The organism is Marinomonas sp. PE14-40, from assembly GCF_051623805.1.
GTDB lineage: Bacteria > Pseudomonadota > Gammaproteobacteria > Pseudomonadales > Marinomonadaceae > Marinomonas.
Window position 1 is genome coordinate 2829382 of sequence record NZ_CP130700.1, and the last position, 15619, is coordinate 2845000.

A 15619-nucleotide genomic window follows, 5' to 3' on the forward strand; every position below is an offset into this window, starting at 1 on the left:
ACATGGCGAGCCTAGTTTTCATTTTCTTAATTTTTCTCTGAATTATTCTAAGGAACCTGCGAATAATCCTTCGCATTCAGTAAAAATGACAAAACCCCAGTGTCTTTAAAGAATATCCTTAAATCCATAGTCGAGATTACCGTTTCCCCGCATAGGCTTAACGTAATATTTATCCATCACACACGGCTAAGGTATTAAGTAACATGACAAGACTTGACGGAAAACTATCTCATTTTGCCAATCCATTGGCCCATAAAGATAATCAGTATAGTGCTGAACAAAAAAACATCTTAAGTGTGGCAAATTCCATTTCTGCCATCGCAGACATCAAAACTTGGCCTGCCTATGCTGAGACACCTCTACATTCGCTTAGCCAATTAGCAAGCGATATTGGCGTTGGCAGTATTTTTTACAAAGACGAATCACAAAGATTTGGTTTAAAAAGTTTTAAAGCCTTAGGCGGTGCATATGCTGTCGCTTGTCAGTTACAACAAACTCTTGCCAATAAGTTAGGTACTCGCCCAAGTGTTGACGAATTATTAGATGGCAGCTTAAAAGGTGAACTCGCACAAATCACTATTAGCTGTGCGACCGATGGTAACCACGGTCGTTCTGTTGCTTGGGGCGCGCAAATGTTTGGTTGTGGTTGTGTTATCTATATTCATAAAGATGTTTCTGAAGGCCGTAAACAAGCGATGCAAGCCTTTGGTGCCGAAGTCGTTCGCATCACAGGAAACTATGATGAATCAGTACGTTTAGCGGATAGTGAAGCGAAAGCACATGGCCGTATCATAGTGTCAGATACTAGCTATGAAGGTTATATGGAAATCCCAAAAGATGTCGCTCTTGGCTATACTGTTATGTTGGCTGAGATTGTTGAGCAACTTGAAACTAAGATTCCTACTCATATCTTTATTCAAGGTGGTGTTGGTGGTTTAGCCTCAGCAGTAACTGGCTATTTCTGGGACTTATGGGGTGACAAACGTCCACGCATTATTATTGTTGAACCAGAGCAAGCTAACTGTCTTCAGTTAAGTGCTAAAGCGGGCAAACCAATCGTAGTTGATGGCGACCTAGAAACACTGATGGCTGGTTTAGCTTGCGGTGAAGTATCAGCTCTTGCGTGGGAAATTCTTAAAAATGGTGCCGATGACTTCTTAACACTCAGTGAAGATACCATAGCCCCAACCATGCAAATGCTTGCAAACAGCTTTGATGGTTTACCTTCTATCGAAGCAGGTGAGTCAGCCGTTCCTGGTTTAGCTGCTACCATGCTAGCAAGCCAAGATAAAGATTTAGCAGCATCACTAGCTCTAACTGATCAGAGTCAGGTGCTTGTTATCGGTACTGAGGGGGCAACTGACCCTGAACTATACCAACAGCTAGTACATGGCTAAGCCCTACTAATTGAAACAAAAAAGGAGCTCAAACAAGCTCCTTTTTTGTGATTAAAGATTAGGTATTTAAAAGTACTGGGACACTCAATCCAGACTTAACAGAGTCCATAACCACATTGGTTTCAAAGCCTTTTACGTTATCATTGCCAAAGAAAACTTCACGGGTAAATTCTTCGTACTCTTCCATGTCTGCAGCGCTCACAAGCAAAATAAAGTCCGCACTACCGGTAACGTAATAGCATTGCTGAACAGATTTGTGATCACTCATGGCTTTTTTAAAACTATCTAACAGGTCCATTCTTTCTCTCTCTAATGTCACCTGTACAATCAAGCTAATATTTTGCCCAACTGCTTTTGGGTTAACCACGGAGATATCAGCACGAATAATATGCTGTTCTCGCATACGTTTGATACGACGCTGTACCGCAGCTGCCGATAAGCCAACTTGTTCGGCAATTTGATCCGAAGTCGTACGATTAGACTCTTGTAAAATATCTAGAATATGGCGATCAAAATTATCAATACCATTAGCTAATTGATGACTCATAAACAATTACTACCTTAGCTCAGTACAAAATGAATATAGAGATAGCATAACCAGAGATGAGACTAACACCTAGAAATTCCTTCCTTATATAAGCTGATTCTTATAAAAATTTGTACCAATTTGATTATTGATTTTATGCTCTAGCTGTCTCATATTATAAAGACTCACTCTGTAACTCTTCTAGGTATTCTATGCAGCAATTTATGGTACCTGTACTTCCTTTGTTGTTATTGTTAGCTGGTTTGAACCATACCGCATACGCACAACCCCTTGTTTTACCTCTGGTTGATACGCATATCCATTACAGCCATGATGCTTGGGATATGTTGCCGCCTAAAAAGGCAGTACAAGTGCTTAAAGATGCAGGACTTAAAAAAGCCTTTGTCTCAAGCTCTAGCGATCAAGGTACGCAGCTACTTTATCAAGTCGCGCCAGAACTAATCGTACCAGTCCTTCGACCCTATCGAAAAAGAGGGGAACTCAGTACCTGGTTTAAAGACGAGAGTGTCATCGAATTATTAGAAAGCAAACTGGCCGCCAATACCTACGCAGGTATCGGTGAGTTCCACATTTTTGGAGACGATGCCAAGCTACCTGTCATGCAAGCTGTGATTAGACTCGCTTCTCAATATAAAATATTTTTACACGCTCATTCTGATGCAGAGGCCGTTAGATATTTATTTGAGCAAAACCCAAACCTAAAGGTGTTATGGGCTCACTCAGGTTTTGAGCAACCTCATGTTATCGATGAAATGCTTGCCAAATACCCAAACCTGTCTGCTGATCTGGCTTTCCGTTATGAGCACTCATCAAATGGTAAGGTTCATAATGAATGGTTAGCTTTGTTTAACAAATACCCTTTACGCTTTATGTTAGGCACAGACACTTATGCACCTGAGCGTTGGTATTATGTGATCGACCATGCTGATTGGTCACGAGAATGGCTTGAGACCTTACCGCGAGACTTAAAACAAAACATTGCGTATAAAAATGCCCAGTCTCTCGCCCAATGGGCTTTGAAAGATAAAAGGTAAGCCTGTGATACTAAATAAATTTTTGCTATCCACAATCAGCCTTTTTATGACGACTCAAATAATGGCAGCAACAACCGATGATGAGTGCCACCAGCTTGACTCTCCATGGATATCCATAACATCAGGCCAAGTCACATTAAGCGCTAAAAGCCAACCACAAGCTATCAGCACCAGTGAGCCATTCAGTCTGCTCGTCTCTATTTGCCAAAATAAAAAAGCCTACTTAGGACAACTGAGTTTCGATGCACAAATGCCTCTACACAAACATGGCATGAACTATCAAACCAGCATAATTAAATTAGAAGAAGGGCGCTATATTATTCAAGGCAGTTTATTACATATGCCGGGGCTGTGGCGTTTTAGTTTTACATTAGACTCTCTTCCACAATCTCTATTTTATAATTATGTTTTGCCCTAGAAAAGCAGGTATATTTTCCAAACTTAAACTACTCAGCATCCCTCTAATTCTGAGCTTTTCTTCTATTTCTCAAGCACAAGAAGGAGCAAGTTTCAGTCCACAAGAAATTGCGGTTATTAACCAATTTGGCCCTTGGCCCCCTAATGATAACAGCCCTGATTTAACCAATACTCTAGATCAAGACCCAAGGGCAATTGAGCTGGGTAAAAAGCTATTTTTTGATACAAACCTCTCTGCTAACAGCCAGGTGTCTTGTGCTACTTGTCACCAGCCAAACAAAAGCTTTACAGACCAAAACCCCCTCTCAATTGGGCTCGACTTAGGTATAAGAAATACCCCGACCTTATTAAATATTAAACATAAACATTGGTACGGTTGGGGCGGTGATACAGACACCTTATGGGGAGCAAGTATTAGAGCCTTATTAAGTTCTATCGAAATGAATCTGGACATAAAGAAAGTAAGCAATTACTTACAAGTTAACCAAGATAAATATAGAAATTTAGTAACACACTCTATATGGAAAAACGCCAAAACGGAGCAAGATAAACTCGCCTTTATCGGTAAATTATTAGCAAGCTATCAAAGTAAATTGATGTCACCAAAAAGTGAGTTTGACCTTTTTAGAGAAGCCTTACTGACACAAGACAAAGAGCAAATGTCTCGTTATAGCCAAGCAAAAATAAAAGGATTAAAACTCTTTATCGGAAAAGGAAATTGCCACTTTTGCCATAGCGGCCCTCTCTTTAGCAATAACGAATTTGCAGATGTTGGCATGAGTTATTTTGACCGTGAAGGCAAGGTGGATAAGGGTAGATATCAAGGCATTAAGAACCTTAAGAAATCTCCATTTTCAAGCCTCGGTATTTATAACGATGACACAAGCAATCAGAGTAAAATTTTAGCTAAACACGTGACATTAAAACATAGAAATTTTGGCGAGTTCATGGTGCCTTCTCTTAGAAACTTAACCTCCACAGCCCCTTATATGCACCAAGGAAGTTTAGCCAATTTAGCGGCAGTAATAGAGCACTATTCAAATATAGATGAGGAACGCCTACACACTGACGGTGTCGCTATATTAAAGTCACTTAAACTGTCAGCGGAAGAGAAGGCAAACTTACAAGCATTTTTAGAAAGCTTATAAAAAGTAGAAAAACCTTAAATCTTTTGTCTTTCTTTTTGTCGCTTTAGTTGATGATTCTTATTGGTAATCCTTAAGGCTAAGTCCTTCTATCTCACACACACTGATCACTGCTTTTTGTTGCGCCATACGTCGCAATTGTCTCGCAATATGCGGGTAACCCAAAGGAGGATTCTCTAGCTCATCCATCCAAATGGCTAGCATGAAAAAATAGAAATCACAGACACTGATGCTGTCTCCTAAGAAAAAATCATGCTCAGATAAGTGATTATCAATTTGCCCTAATAGCAGACCTATTCGCGTCTCTTGATTTACCAACAATGCCTGAGTTTGTTCTGGAGATACATAGCGTGAAGGGTACTCAGAAATCATAATTTCAGTTTGTAATGTATTAGTTAAAAACATTAGCCACTGATAGCACTTACCTCGCTTTACATCTTCACTATCTGGCATCAAACCCGCATCAGAATAGCGTTCTGCAAGGTATAAACAAATTGCCGCGCTTTCTGTAATGACGAGATCTCCTTTAACTAAGGTCGGGATTCGTCCTAATGGGTTTAAAGCTAAGTATTCCGAGCTTTTATGCTGTTGTTTATTACGGTCTAACAATACGGCCTTAAAGGGAACGCCAATGGCTTGCAAAATGAAGTGAGGAGCCATACTGGCATTAAGCGGATAATAATAAAGTTGGTACATAGTCGACATCCCTCTCAAACGTATATCAAGTTTCCATATTGTAAAATTTTACCATTAAGTAATTTATAATTTAAGTTTCATATAAGGTTCATCTCATATTCTGCTCAACATACCAATTAGTAATGGATTATATGTCATGAGCAAACAAAACCTAAATAATACTAAACACCTAAAAAGCCAACCGAACTGGTCACTAAAGCAACCTAAGATTAAAACATCTTCTAACCTAGTTAATGGACGAAGCAAGCCTCATGTCATCGGACAAGAAAGCAAAGTTCGATCTATTAAAAAAGGTGACTCTAGTCGCCCGCAAGTAGAAGATTTTATTAAAAATATTTTTCGCAAACACCATGGAGCAGAACTCACTCACTTTGCGCCGTCATTGCTTGCCATTTTCAATCAAGAAAATGAAGTTGATGCAGCCCTAGGTTACCGTCTCGCAAGAGAAGAGCCGCTTTTCTTAGAGCATTATTTAGACCAAAGCATTGAATCTTTAGTCTCGAACTATATTGGCAAAAACATTGAAAGAAACAGCATAGGTGAAACAGGCAATCTCGCTTCATCTGATGCAAAAAGCTGTAAAACACTTTTTGCCTATACGGCAGATTATCTACACCAACAAGGTATTGAATGGTTTGTATCCACAGGGACTGGTGTCATGCGAGTGGTGTACCGCCGCCTAGGGATTAAGGCACATATTATTCATAATGTTGAGAAGTCTCGGTTAGGTAATGAGCAACATTCTTGGGGAAGCTTTTATGAAGATAAGCCAAAGATAATTTTAATTAATGTGGCTCAGGCAAGACAACGCTTTATGGAGCTTAAAGCCCAAACAAACTATAGCCATTAAACTCTTTTACTCAAGGCCATATTATGAATTTTTTAATTAATACACTATCCGAGCGCGCTAACAAGGCACCACAAAAAGTTGCCATTATGTCAGGGGAAAACACTTTCAATAATCAGGCACTATTTGATGCTGTAACCGAATTAGCTGATCAACTAAAACCTTTTCAATTTCAATGTATTGCGCTTTACATGGATAATTCCATTAATTGGGTCATTGCTGATCTTGCCGCGATGTCACTTGGCATTAGCCTTATTCCTATCCCTCTATTCTTTAGTAAAGGGCAAATTCAGCACTTAATAAAAGACGCTGGTATTGAAGCCGTCCTTTGTCAAAAGTTTGATTCAAAAATCTTTACGATTCAAGAAACACTCACTTTGAGTCATGCTCAGTTAGTTATCTTAAATAACCTAACTAAACCTAATACAGAGCAATTGCAACAAGTTGCAAAAATCACTTATACCTCAGGCTCAACAGGTCAACCTAAAGGTGTTTGTCTCTCACTTGAGAACATAGAGAACGTTAGCCTAGCTCTTGCTAAAACAATTGAAAATCATGGCATTAAACATCATCTATGCATTATGCCATTAGCCACTTTACTAGAAAATATTGCCGGTATTTATGTGCCTCTTATTATGGGAAATAGCATTCAAATCGAACCATTAAGTGATTTAGGGTTCGAGCAAAGTTCACAGTTTAATCCTAAAAAGTTCGCACAGGCAGTTGAACGTTACCAACCAGATAGTTTGATCCTTTTACCTCAATTACTTAAAAGTGTGATTCAGCTAAAGCAAACAACACCAAATTTATTTCGTAGCCTTAAATTTGCCGCAGTAGGAGGAGGAAAAAGTGCTCAGTCAGCCTTAGAAGAAGCCCTTAAACTGGGTATGCCTATCTATGAAGGATATGGATTATCTGAGTGCGCGGCAACGGTTAGCTTAAACACACCAAAAAGCAATAAACCTGGTAGTGTTGGTAGAGTATTACCTCATACCCAAGTACGTATTGATGAAACAGGTGAAATCATAGTCTCTGGTCAAGCCATGCTAGGTTATTTACATCAAGATGATCTAAGCCAAGGTCAAAAAAACAATGAAATACATACAGGGGATTTAGGCTATATAGATGAAGATGGGTACCTGTATATTTCTGGTCGTCGCAAAAACCTTCTGGTTAGTAGCTTTGGTAGGAACATAGCCCCTGAATGGATAGAATCGGAGCTGATTCATTCAAACCATATCAAACAAGTAGCGGTATTTGGCGATGCTAAACCTTGGCTGAACGCCATTATAACAGCAGACTCAACAACTCCTGACGAAGCAATTACCTTCGCCTTAACAGCAATAAACCAAGGTTTACCGGATTATGCTCAAGTAAAGTCTTGGATTCGATCTGATGAAGCCTTTAGTACCCAAAACCAACTTTTAACAGACAATGGACGTATTCGCCGCGACGCTATTCTATCTCAGTATCAAGGTCAATTAGACGCATTATATTAACAACTTAGAAATAAAGTTTAGAAGCAAAAAAGAGTCTATTTATAGGCTCTTTTTTTTTGATTAGCAATTGCTTATTTAAGACTCGTTTAAGCTTAGCCCAATATCATTTTCAGCAACAAAACTGATCAATTATGAAAGGACTTAACATGCTTAACACTGATAAAACACTCTCACAAAACAACCCCTATTTTTTAGTTTCAACAAAGGAAAATGAATCAATAGAAGCCCACCACCTTGCTCAAGCTCAATTAGGTTTAGAAGAACAAGGTTGGGCATTATTTAGGGGCTTCCAACATAACCTAGATGGTTTCAATGAAATTGTCTCTCATTTTTGTCAGCAAGTAACATTTGACCCAGCCAGAGAATTTACCACTAGTATGAGCCAAAAAGTGGATGCTGGCACCCAAGCTGTTGGTCTACATATTGAAAATGGAAACACGCCTTTCCCACCTTCATTCGTGGCATTTTATAGCCAGAAAAGTGCACTTAAAGGTTCTCAAACAACCCTATGTGATGGGGTTTCTCTATATGAGTCTTTACCGAACTCACTGCAAAAGCGCTTTGAGACACCTATCAAGGTAACTCGAACCTTACCTGAAACACTTTGGAAAGCTTATGTCAGCAATGAACACCCTAACCTAGAAGCAGGACAAGCAGTAACTGAGCAGCATCTAGATAACGTTCTTAACATGATTCCTGGACAAAGTGGCAAACTGAATGAAAAAGGTGAACTTGATTACAGTTTACAGATCGCCCCTTTATCAAGACATAATGGTAAAACTGCATTCGCTAACGCCCTACTTGGCCCTTCATTTAACTACCAAAAACCCATTTATCATCATGCTGACGGTAATCTAATTAACCAGTCAGAACTAGACCTACTCGCTCAATATGCTGAAGCACACACTTATGAACTCAACTGGAGAGATGGTGACATTATCATTATTGACAATACCCGCGTAATGCACGGTCGACGCGCTATTTTAGGTAACCCAGATGAACGTCAGCTAGTCATTGCAATGGGGAGAACAGAATGAACACTTGGCATTATTTTTTACAGCAAATAATCGAATTTAATCAATTTTACATGACTTCCTTAAGCTTGATTTAAGGTTCGCAATTCATACTGACATCATCACTTAAACATACAAACCAATAGCAATGAGGTAAGACCATGAAGATTGAAAAAACGAATGCAATCATTACAGGTGCAACAGGTGGTATTGGCCGACGCTTTGCACAACACCTAGTTGAAAACGGTGCTAGCGTATTATTAGTCGCACGAGACACACAAGCCTTGTTAGAGCTTAGAGAAAACCTAGTAAATCAACCTGGCATAGAGACAGAACGCGTCGCGATTTTTAGCTGTGACTTACTTGAAGAAGAGCAACGTAATCGGCTCATCTCATACATTGAAAATTCGCCGACACCTATCAACACTTTAATTAATAGTGCAGGTGATAATCAGTTCTCCTTTTTAGAAGACACACCCGATAAAAAGATAGAACAGATAATTAAGTTAAATACCCTCACCCCTATTTTATTAAGTAAAGCGCTACTGCCTCACCTAGAAAAACAAGGTGATGCTCAAATAGTCAATATAGGCTCTACTTTTGGCAGTATTGGCTACCCGGGTTTCAGTAGTTATTGTGCAAGTAAATATGCGTTAAGGGGTTTTTCTGAAGCGCTAGGTCGTGAACTATCTCAAACTAACGTGAAGGTAAAATACTTATCACCAAGAGCAACCAATACAAAACTTAGTACTGCAAATATTATTGCTATGAACAAGGAGCTGAATGTTGCTATGGATTCGCCTGATGAGGTCGCAGAGCAGCTGTTACGATTACTTGATAGCGATATGCATGAATTGGCGATTGGTTGGCCAGAAAGATTCTTCAGTAAACTTAACCAAGTTCTACCAAACCTTGTTAGCAAAGCAATAATTAAACAATTACCAACCATACGTCGCCATGCAGGCTTGGTTTAATGCAAACATAGTTAAAGATTCAGTAAGATACTTTCATTTCAATGAGCCAAGGGTGGCGTTCACATATGAAAGCGCCTAGCATAAATAAAAACTGTTTGAGATTAGATAATTAGCATGAGAGTTTTACTTGTAGAAGATGATGACCTTTTAGGCAAAGGAATCAAAAAATCCCTTACCCGTGAAGGTTATCAAGTTGATTGGTTAATGGATGGTAAGCAGGGCTTAGCGGCCCTGCAAACGGAAAGCTTCGACCTTCTGTTACTCGATTTGAACTTACCAGGCATGGGTGGACTTGAGCTACTAAGCGCGATCCGTAAACAGCAACTCAATACTCCCGTGCTTATCTTGACAGCTAACGATAGCCTTGATGATAAGATTCAGGGGCTTGACCTAGGGGCTGATGATTACTTACCTAAGCCGTTTGAAATTGCTGAATTGAAAGCTCGCATGCGTGCTTTAAGCCGCCGCCATCATGGTCACAGTGAGCCAACCATTGATTTTGGAAGACTTAATATTAACCCAGCCAGTATGCAGGTAACACTTGATGGTAATGATCTTAGTTTGGGTAGACGTGAATTTACTCTACTTATGGAGTTTGTGAATCATCCAGGACAAATACTCTCACGCGCTAAACTTGAAGATGTTGTTTATGGCTGGGACGGTGATGTGGAATCCAATAGTATCGAAGTTCATATTCATCACTTACGTAAGAAGATCTATCCAGAATTCATCAAAACAGTAAGAGGCATGGGTTATAAGGCAGAAAAACCAGTATGAGAAATAAGCCGACTACCCCCTCAAAAAAACAGTACTCAATTAAGCGTTACCTAACCCTTAACCTGACGTTTTGGGCGTTAGTCATGACCATAATACCTGCTCTTGTCGTTTATTATGAAGCAGGTCATGAAGTAGAAGAAATCTTTGACGCAAACCTTGCTCAATCAAGCCGAGTACTAAAGGGGTTAATCACGAAAGAAAGCATTCATAACAAGCAGCAGATTCTCGATTCATTAAGCTTTCAAGAAAATTCAGCTAGCTCTTATTCTCATAGTTATGAACGCAAACTTGCCTTTCAGATTTGGGAAAAGAACACCCTCATAATCGGATCACCTTATGCCCCAGACACATCGCTCACTGACTTTAATGAAGGTTTTTACACAAGAGAAGTAGACGGCGACGAGTGGCGAACATTTACGCTTTACTCTGAGTCTGACAATTGGTGGCTAGTGGTTGCTGAAGAAACTGACATACGCCAAGAGCTGATTAATGAAATAGTCCAAAGTAACCTAATCCCTATTCTTGTTTTTGTGCCACTTCTTATCATTCTTGTTTGGCTTATTACGAAGCGTGGTCTTATGCCGCTAAACAGACTAAGTACAACCGTCAAAAAAAGGCACTATAGAAATCTTGAAAAGCTAGAAGATGAAAAAGCCCCACTAGAAGTAAACGAGCTATTATTAGAGTTAAACAATTTATTTGATCGTCTAGACGAGGCTCATCAAAGAGAGAGACGCTTTGTCGGTGATGCTGCGCACGAATTAAGAACCCCCCTCGCCTCTTTATTAATTCATGCAGAAAATGCGATTGATGATAGCCTCATAGACCCAGATCTTAGCCAAGAACTGAAAGAGCAAAGCCAAGCAGAACTTCAGACCAGTCTTTATAGTATGAAGAAAGGCATCTCTCGTATGACGCATTTGGTTAACCAGCTACTTGCTCTAAGTCGTACTGAGGGCCAGCTTGATAAAACTCAATTTGAAGTCTTGGACATCCGCCAACTTTGTCATCAGGCAATTAGTTTTGAAGAAAAAAAATTTGCTCAAAAGCAACAGAGTTTTATCTCAGATTTAAGCAATGAAAGTGTCGACTTAAAAGCAAATACACCTCTCATGCAAAGCTTACTTCGTAACATTATTGATAATGCGGTGAGATACACGCCTGATCAGGGAAAAATTAAACTCACTTGTTATCATGATGAACGTAAACATAATGCCATTATTTGCATATCTGACTCAGGTCCTGGCGTAGAAGCAGAGCTTAGAAGTAGAATTAAAGAGCGCTTTTACCGAGTCGTTGGCTCAGGACAGCAGGGCTCTGGGCTTGGTCTATCCATTGTTGATAAGATAGTACAGATTCACAATGGCACTTGGCAGTTGGAAGAATCTGAATGGGGCGGGCTTGCTATCAGGTTTGAGTTCCCATTAAGTGACATGAGTTAATTAGCATCAAGTAAAAAGCCCAGTTTTACTATAAAGAACTGGGCTTTATCATTAAATAATTTACCTCATGGGTTAGGGGATATTACGTCATTTAGTCTCACCCTCTTTCACCTCTAACAAAGCTTGATTTTCCTTTTCCTGAGATGTTATCAATTCACTCTTTCTAATAAATGAGCTTCTCATCAACCAAAAGAGAATTGCACCTAAGGGAAACCCCACATTTAATACCCAAGGCGCATATTCATTCGCCGCGCCAATTCCTACGCCGACTAAATGCAACTCGATTAATTTAAAAGCATATGCACCACTGGTCCAATTCAATGAGAATGATCCAATACCACCTAAAACAAACAAAACCCAAATCCACTTTCTTCTGGGAATGGGAGTCTTAATGCAAATAACTAAAGTTACTAGAATAAAAAGAAAGACAAACACAGTTGTGAAAAGAACCAGATAATGAAGAGCAGATTTGCCAGCTAATTCAAACTTATTTAACTCTTTTTGTGACGCTTGTGTAGGTGTTACATAAAAGCCTAATACTTTGATCTCATCATCAATTTTTTTAATAACTACATTAGCAACGACCCAACCACTTTCAAACTGATACTCAAAAACAAAATTCCCATTCCATACTGAATCAATAACATTAACATGTGAACCGATTAACTCAGTGGTAATAACATCTCCTGATGGAAACAAATTCACAACATTATCTAACTCTGCATGGGTTATAGCACTAATCTCATCTTTATCGATATAGCGTAAAACATGGTCATAATTCTTATCTATCAAATGCTGTAAATAGTTTTTCGCAAACATCATTTCTTGCTGTGGAACAAGGAATGAGTTGGCAGTATCTGCTTTAACTAAGGTCACGGTTAATAGAGAGATTAATAAAATTATGTAATTAGGTAGTTTCACACTTTTCCTTAATTTAAATATCTAAAAATATTATCGTGAAATTAGTTAGAAAGATAAGCAACTGCCCTTTGATACTTCTCAAGCCGCTTCAAGTCTTTCTCTGTGACCGTATTTAATCGAGACAGGTCCATATTATCCTCAAGATCAGCAAGCTTCACACGACAAGCAAGCGGATTAGACTTAACCTGTATCAGGTATTTTTCGTAAGCAATGGGGATACCCTTACTATCAACTGCTTTAGTCAATGCAATGACAGCATCAACAATTTCAGAACTTATCCCTTCTTCTAGCAAGTCCTCAGCGGTATAAGAAGAATCTTCAAGTACATCATGTAATAGAGCAACAACGCGCTCAGAGTCATTTGTCATTTTCCCCATGATACGTAGTGGATGTAAAATATAAGCAGCACCAGCTTTGTCTACTTGGCCCTTATGAGCCTTTAAAGCAATACTAATTGCTGTTTCAATTTGGGACATACTTGATAAGGCTCAACTAGAATAATCAATCAAATAACGTTTTAAAAATCATAAGCAAGCTTAATCATTTTCTAGAGAAAACGCTGTATTTATATTTTTAATCTCTGTGTAGGTATAAGGTAGATAACGTGAATAAATCCTATCCATAGTGCCATCTTTAATCATCTGAACTAATACTTGATCAAACGCAGTTGCAAGCTGGCTATTATCAGGGCTAAAGCCAAGATAGTATGCTTCGGAGGTTACGACAGGTTTAAGTGACTTTACGGCGACATTTACTTTCGATGCTACTTTCTGAGCGGTTAATGTGTCAGCAAACACATAATCAAAACGTCCCTTTTTTAACATGGTAAACATATTTTCTTCATTATCGGCTGCAAAAGTTTTCCAGTCATGGCTTTCCGCGATTTTAAAATAACTGGTGTAACCTCTTGGTATTCCCATTAACTGATTTTTTAGTGAACCTGCCGAATATGTATCCTCGTAGAAATCCTTACGTACATATATTGCAAGTTGGTTATAACTTATCGCTAAGTCACCTGTGATAATTGGCTGATTATGAGTACTCGTATCTATAACAACATCAATATCATTAGCTTGGACCTGTTTTAAACAACGACTCCAAGGTAAAACCAGCAATTCATATTCTAGTTGTAAACGACCAAATGCTTCGTCAATCAACTCAATAGAGTAGCCTTTAGTAAGTTCGCCGTTTTCAACAATTGTCGAAGGCGGAAAGCTTGCACCACATATTGATATTGTCTGAGAATTAATGAAATGAGGGTGGAAGAAAATTAGCAGTGTTAAAACGTATTTCACCTTTCTCACCATAAATGAATCTAGATTCATTCTTTATAGATTGAGATGAGTTACAAAGCTACTAAAAAGTTAATCTGATGTTTAATGCAATTAGTAGTTAGCAGATAAGTAAACAACAACATTGAGATATTAAATTGACCTAACGCCAGCAGAGCTGGTTAGTATGCATTCCCACGACGGACCATGGAAGAGAGAGGAAGGCAAGACCAGTTATTTCATAGTGCCAACTAGGTGATGTAGGCGTCTACAAAGAGGAACTCCCACACTAGCGTCGGCGATACTTTGTTATCTCAACCTTTTACCTAGTAAATTTCAGGCAAAATAAAGCCTGATCAATGATCAGGCTTTTACTTATCTTTAGAGAGTAATCTTGATAAGGACCTCTTTGATCTCTTAGCAGCTCCAAGCTACCAACGGCGATGCTTTGTCGTCTTATAAATTTCAGGCAAAAAAAAGCCTGATCAGTGATCAGGCTTTTTACTTATCTTTCGAGAGTAATCTTGATAACGACCCCTTTGATCCCTTAGCACCTCTCCTTGAAGAAAAGGGCTACCCTCGGCGATGCTTTGCCGCCTCATCACTTTTCTCTAGACGAAAAAAACCAGTCACTCGGACTGGTTTTTTATAATTCAATCTTGATAACGACCTACTCTCACATGGGAACTCCCACACTACCATCGGCGATGCGACTTTTCACTTCTGAGTTCGAGATGGGATCAGGTGGTTCAGACGCTCTGTGATTATCAAGAAATTCTGTTTGTCAGAACAAGCTCTGTTTGTGGCTTATTCATTGACGAATTTGCTTATGCTTTAACAATACTTTTTGAATAGTCTTCTCTTCATTAGAGAAGTTAACGATAACCAAGCCTCAAACCAGCTTGCGATGTTTTACCATCTTTTTAAATCGTAATATAACGCTAAACCATTTTGGCGTTATATGGTCAAGCCTCACGAGCAATTAGTACAGGTTAGCTCAATGCCTCACAGCACTTACACACCCTGCCTATCAACGTCGTAGTCTTCAACGGCTCTTTAGGGAACTTAAAGTTCCAGTGAGATCTCATCTTGAGGGAGGCTTCCCGCTTAGATGCTTTCAGCGGTTATCCCGTCCGAACGTAGCTACCCGGCAATGCCACTGGCGTGACAACCGGAACACCAGAGGTTCGTCCACTCCGGTCCTCTCGTACTAGGAGCAGCTCCTCTCAAATCTCAAACGTCCACGGCAGATAGGGACCGAACTGTCTCACGACGTTCTAAACCCAGCTCGCGTACCACTTTAAATGGCGAACAGCCATACCCTTGGGACCGGCTTCAGCCCCAGGATGTGATGAGCCGACATCGAGGTGCCAAACACCGCCGTCGATGTGAACTCTTGGGCGGTATCAGCCTGTTATCCCCGGAGTACCTTTTATCCGTTGAGCGATGGCCCTTCCATACAGAACCACCGGATCACTAAGACCTACTTTCGTACCTGCTCGACGTGTCTGTCTCGCAGTTAAGCGCGCTTTTGCCTTTACACTCTTCGCATGATTTCCGACCATGCTGAGCACACCTTCGTGCTCCTCCGTTACTCTTTGGGAGGAGACCGCCCCAGTCAAACTACCCACCACACAGT

15 protein-coding genes and 2 rRNA genes (1 of these 17 cut by a window edge) are annotated in these 15619 nt (G+C 39.7%); 10 read left to right on the forward strand and 7 right to left on the reverse strand.

What is annotated here, in order from left to right; genetic code table 11:
• Positions 1–203 precede the first annotated feature (203 nt).
• The gene (locus tag Q0A08_RS13170; RefSeq protein ID WP_438462003.1) at positions 204–1397 is read left to right on the forward strand and encodes a diaminopropionate ammonia-lyase; all 1194 of its coding nucleotides are present in this window, start codon (positions 204–206) and stop codon (positions 1395–1397) included.
• 58 nt (positions 1398–1455) lie between these two features.
• On the opposite strand, the gene Q0A08_RS13175 is transcribed toward Q0A08_RS13170, so the two are convergent.
• Positions 1456–1944: an Lrp/AsnC family transcriptional regulator gene (locus Q0A08_RS13175; RefSeq protein ID WP_438462004.1), complete on the reverse strand. Its 489-nt coding sequence runs from the start codon at positions 1942–1944 to the stop codon at positions 1456–1458.
• A gap of 191 nt (positions 1945–2135) precedes the next feature.
• On the opposite strand from Q0A08_RS13175, the gene Q0A08_RS13180 reads away from it, so the two are divergent.
• The 3 genes from Q0A08_RS13180 to Q0A08_RS13190 are packed head-to-tail and all read left to right on the forward strand — an operon-like array spanning position 2136 to position 4543.
• Positions 2136–2978 (forward strand): amidohydrolase, encoded by an 843-nt coding sequence (locus Q0A08_RS13180; RefSeq protein WP_438462005.1) that lies wholly within the window; start codon positions 2136–2138, stop codon positions 2976–2978.
• A 46-nt stretch (positions 2979–3024) separates the two neighbouring features.
• On the forward strand, positions 3025–3396 hold the full coding sequence (locus tag Q0A08_RS13185; RefSeq protein WP_438462006.1) for a hypothetical protein: 372 nt from the start codon (positions 3025–3027) through the stop codon (positions 3394–3396).
• Entirely contained in the window at positions 3383–4543 is a 1161-nt protein-coding gene (locus Q0A08_RS13190) for a cytochrome-c peroxidase (protein ID WP_438462007.1), read from the forward strand. Before Q0A08_RS13185 ends, Q0A08_RS13190 begins: the two co-directional genes overlap by 14 nt.
• Positions 4544–4600: 57 nt before the next feature.
• Here Q0A08_RS13190 and Q0A08_RS13195 read toward each other — a convergent pair whose 3' ends face one another.
• Complete coding sequence (locus tag Q0A08_RS13195; RefSeq protein ID WP_438462008.1) at positions 4601–5236, reverse strand: glutathione S-transferase family protein; 636 nt, start codon at positions 5234–5236, stop codon at positions 4601–4603.
• A 136-nt stretch (positions 5237–5372) separates the two neighbouring features.
• Here Q0A08_RS13195 and Q0A08_RS13200 point away from each other — a divergent pair, with 136 nt between their 5' ends.
• The 6 genes from Q0A08_RS13200 to Q0A08_RS13225 all read left to right on the forward strand — a co-directional run bounded on the left by Q0A08_RS13200 (position 5373) and on the right by Q0A08_RS13225 (position 11788).
• The gene (locus tag Q0A08_RS13200; RefSeq protein WP_438462009.1) at positions 5373–6086 is read left to right on the forward strand and encodes a thermostable hemolysin; all 714 of its coding nucleotides are present in this window, start codon (positions 5373–5375) and stop codon (positions 6084–6086) included.
• 23 nt (positions 6087–6109) lie between these two features.
• Entirely contained in the window at positions 6110–7582 is a 1473-nt protein-coding gene (locus tag Q0A08_RS13205; protein ID WP_438462010.1) for an AMP-binding protein, read from the forward strand.
• Positions 7583–7728: 146 nt separating this feature from the next.
• Positions 7729–8619, forward strand: a complete 891-nt coding sequence (locus Q0A08_RS13210) for a TauD/TfdA family dioxygenase (RefSeq protein ID WP_438462011.1) — start codon at positions 7729–7731, stop codon at positions 8617–8619.
• Positions 8620–8756: 137 nt separating this feature from the next.
• Positions 8757–9569 (forward strand): SDR family oxidoreductase, encoded by an 813-nt coding sequence (locus tag Q0A08_RS13215; RefSeq protein WP_438462012.1) that lies wholly within the window; start codon positions 8757–8759, stop codon positions 9567–9569.
• Between the two features lie 114 nt (positions 9570–9683).
• Positions 9684–10346, forward strand: a complete 663-nt coding sequence (locus Q0A08_RS13220; protein ID WP_438462013.1) for a response regulator — start codon at positions 9684–9686, stop codon at positions 10344–10346.
• An 83-nt stretch (positions 10347–10429) separates the two neighbouring features.
• On the forward strand, positions 10430–11788 hold the full coding sequence (locus tag Q0A08_RS13225; RefSeq protein ID WP_438462014.1) for an ATP-binding protein: 1359 nt from the start codon (positions 10430–10432) through the stop codon (positions 11786–11788).
• A gap of 87 nt (positions 11789–11875) precedes the next feature.
• On the opposite strand, the gene Q0A08_RS13230 is transcribed toward Q0A08_RS13225, so the two are convergent.
• From Q0A08_RS13230 to Q0A08_RS13250, 5 genes are all read right to left on the reverse strand, one after another.
• Entirely contained in the window at positions 11876–12709 is an 834-nt protein-coding gene (locus Q0A08_RS13230) for a hypothetical protein (RefSeq protein ID WP_438462015.1), read from the reverse strand.
• A gap of 41 nt (positions 12710–12750) precedes the next feature.
• Positions 12751–13185 (reverse strand): GTP pyrophosphokinase, encoded by a 435-nt coding sequence (locus tag Q0A08_RS13235; RefSeq protein WP_438462016.1) that lies wholly within the window; start codon positions 13183–13185, stop codon positions 12751–12753.
• A gap of 60 nt (positions 13186–13245) precedes the next feature.
• Positions 13246–14004 carry a substrate-binding periplasmic protein gene (locus Q0A08_RS13240; protein ID WP_438462017.1) on the reverse strand — a complete coding sequence of 253 codons (759 nt, stop codon included), beginning with the start codon at positions 14002–14004 and terminating at the stop codon, positions 13246–13248.
• 633 nt (positions 14005–14637) lie between these two features.
• A 5S ribosomal RNA gene (gene rrf / locus Q0A08_RS13245) occupies positions 14638–14752 on the reverse strand.
• Between the two features lie 189 nt (positions 14753–14941).
• Positions 14942–15619 (reverse strand): 23S ribosomal RNA (locus Q0A08_RS13250); it runs 2211 nt beyond the window's last position.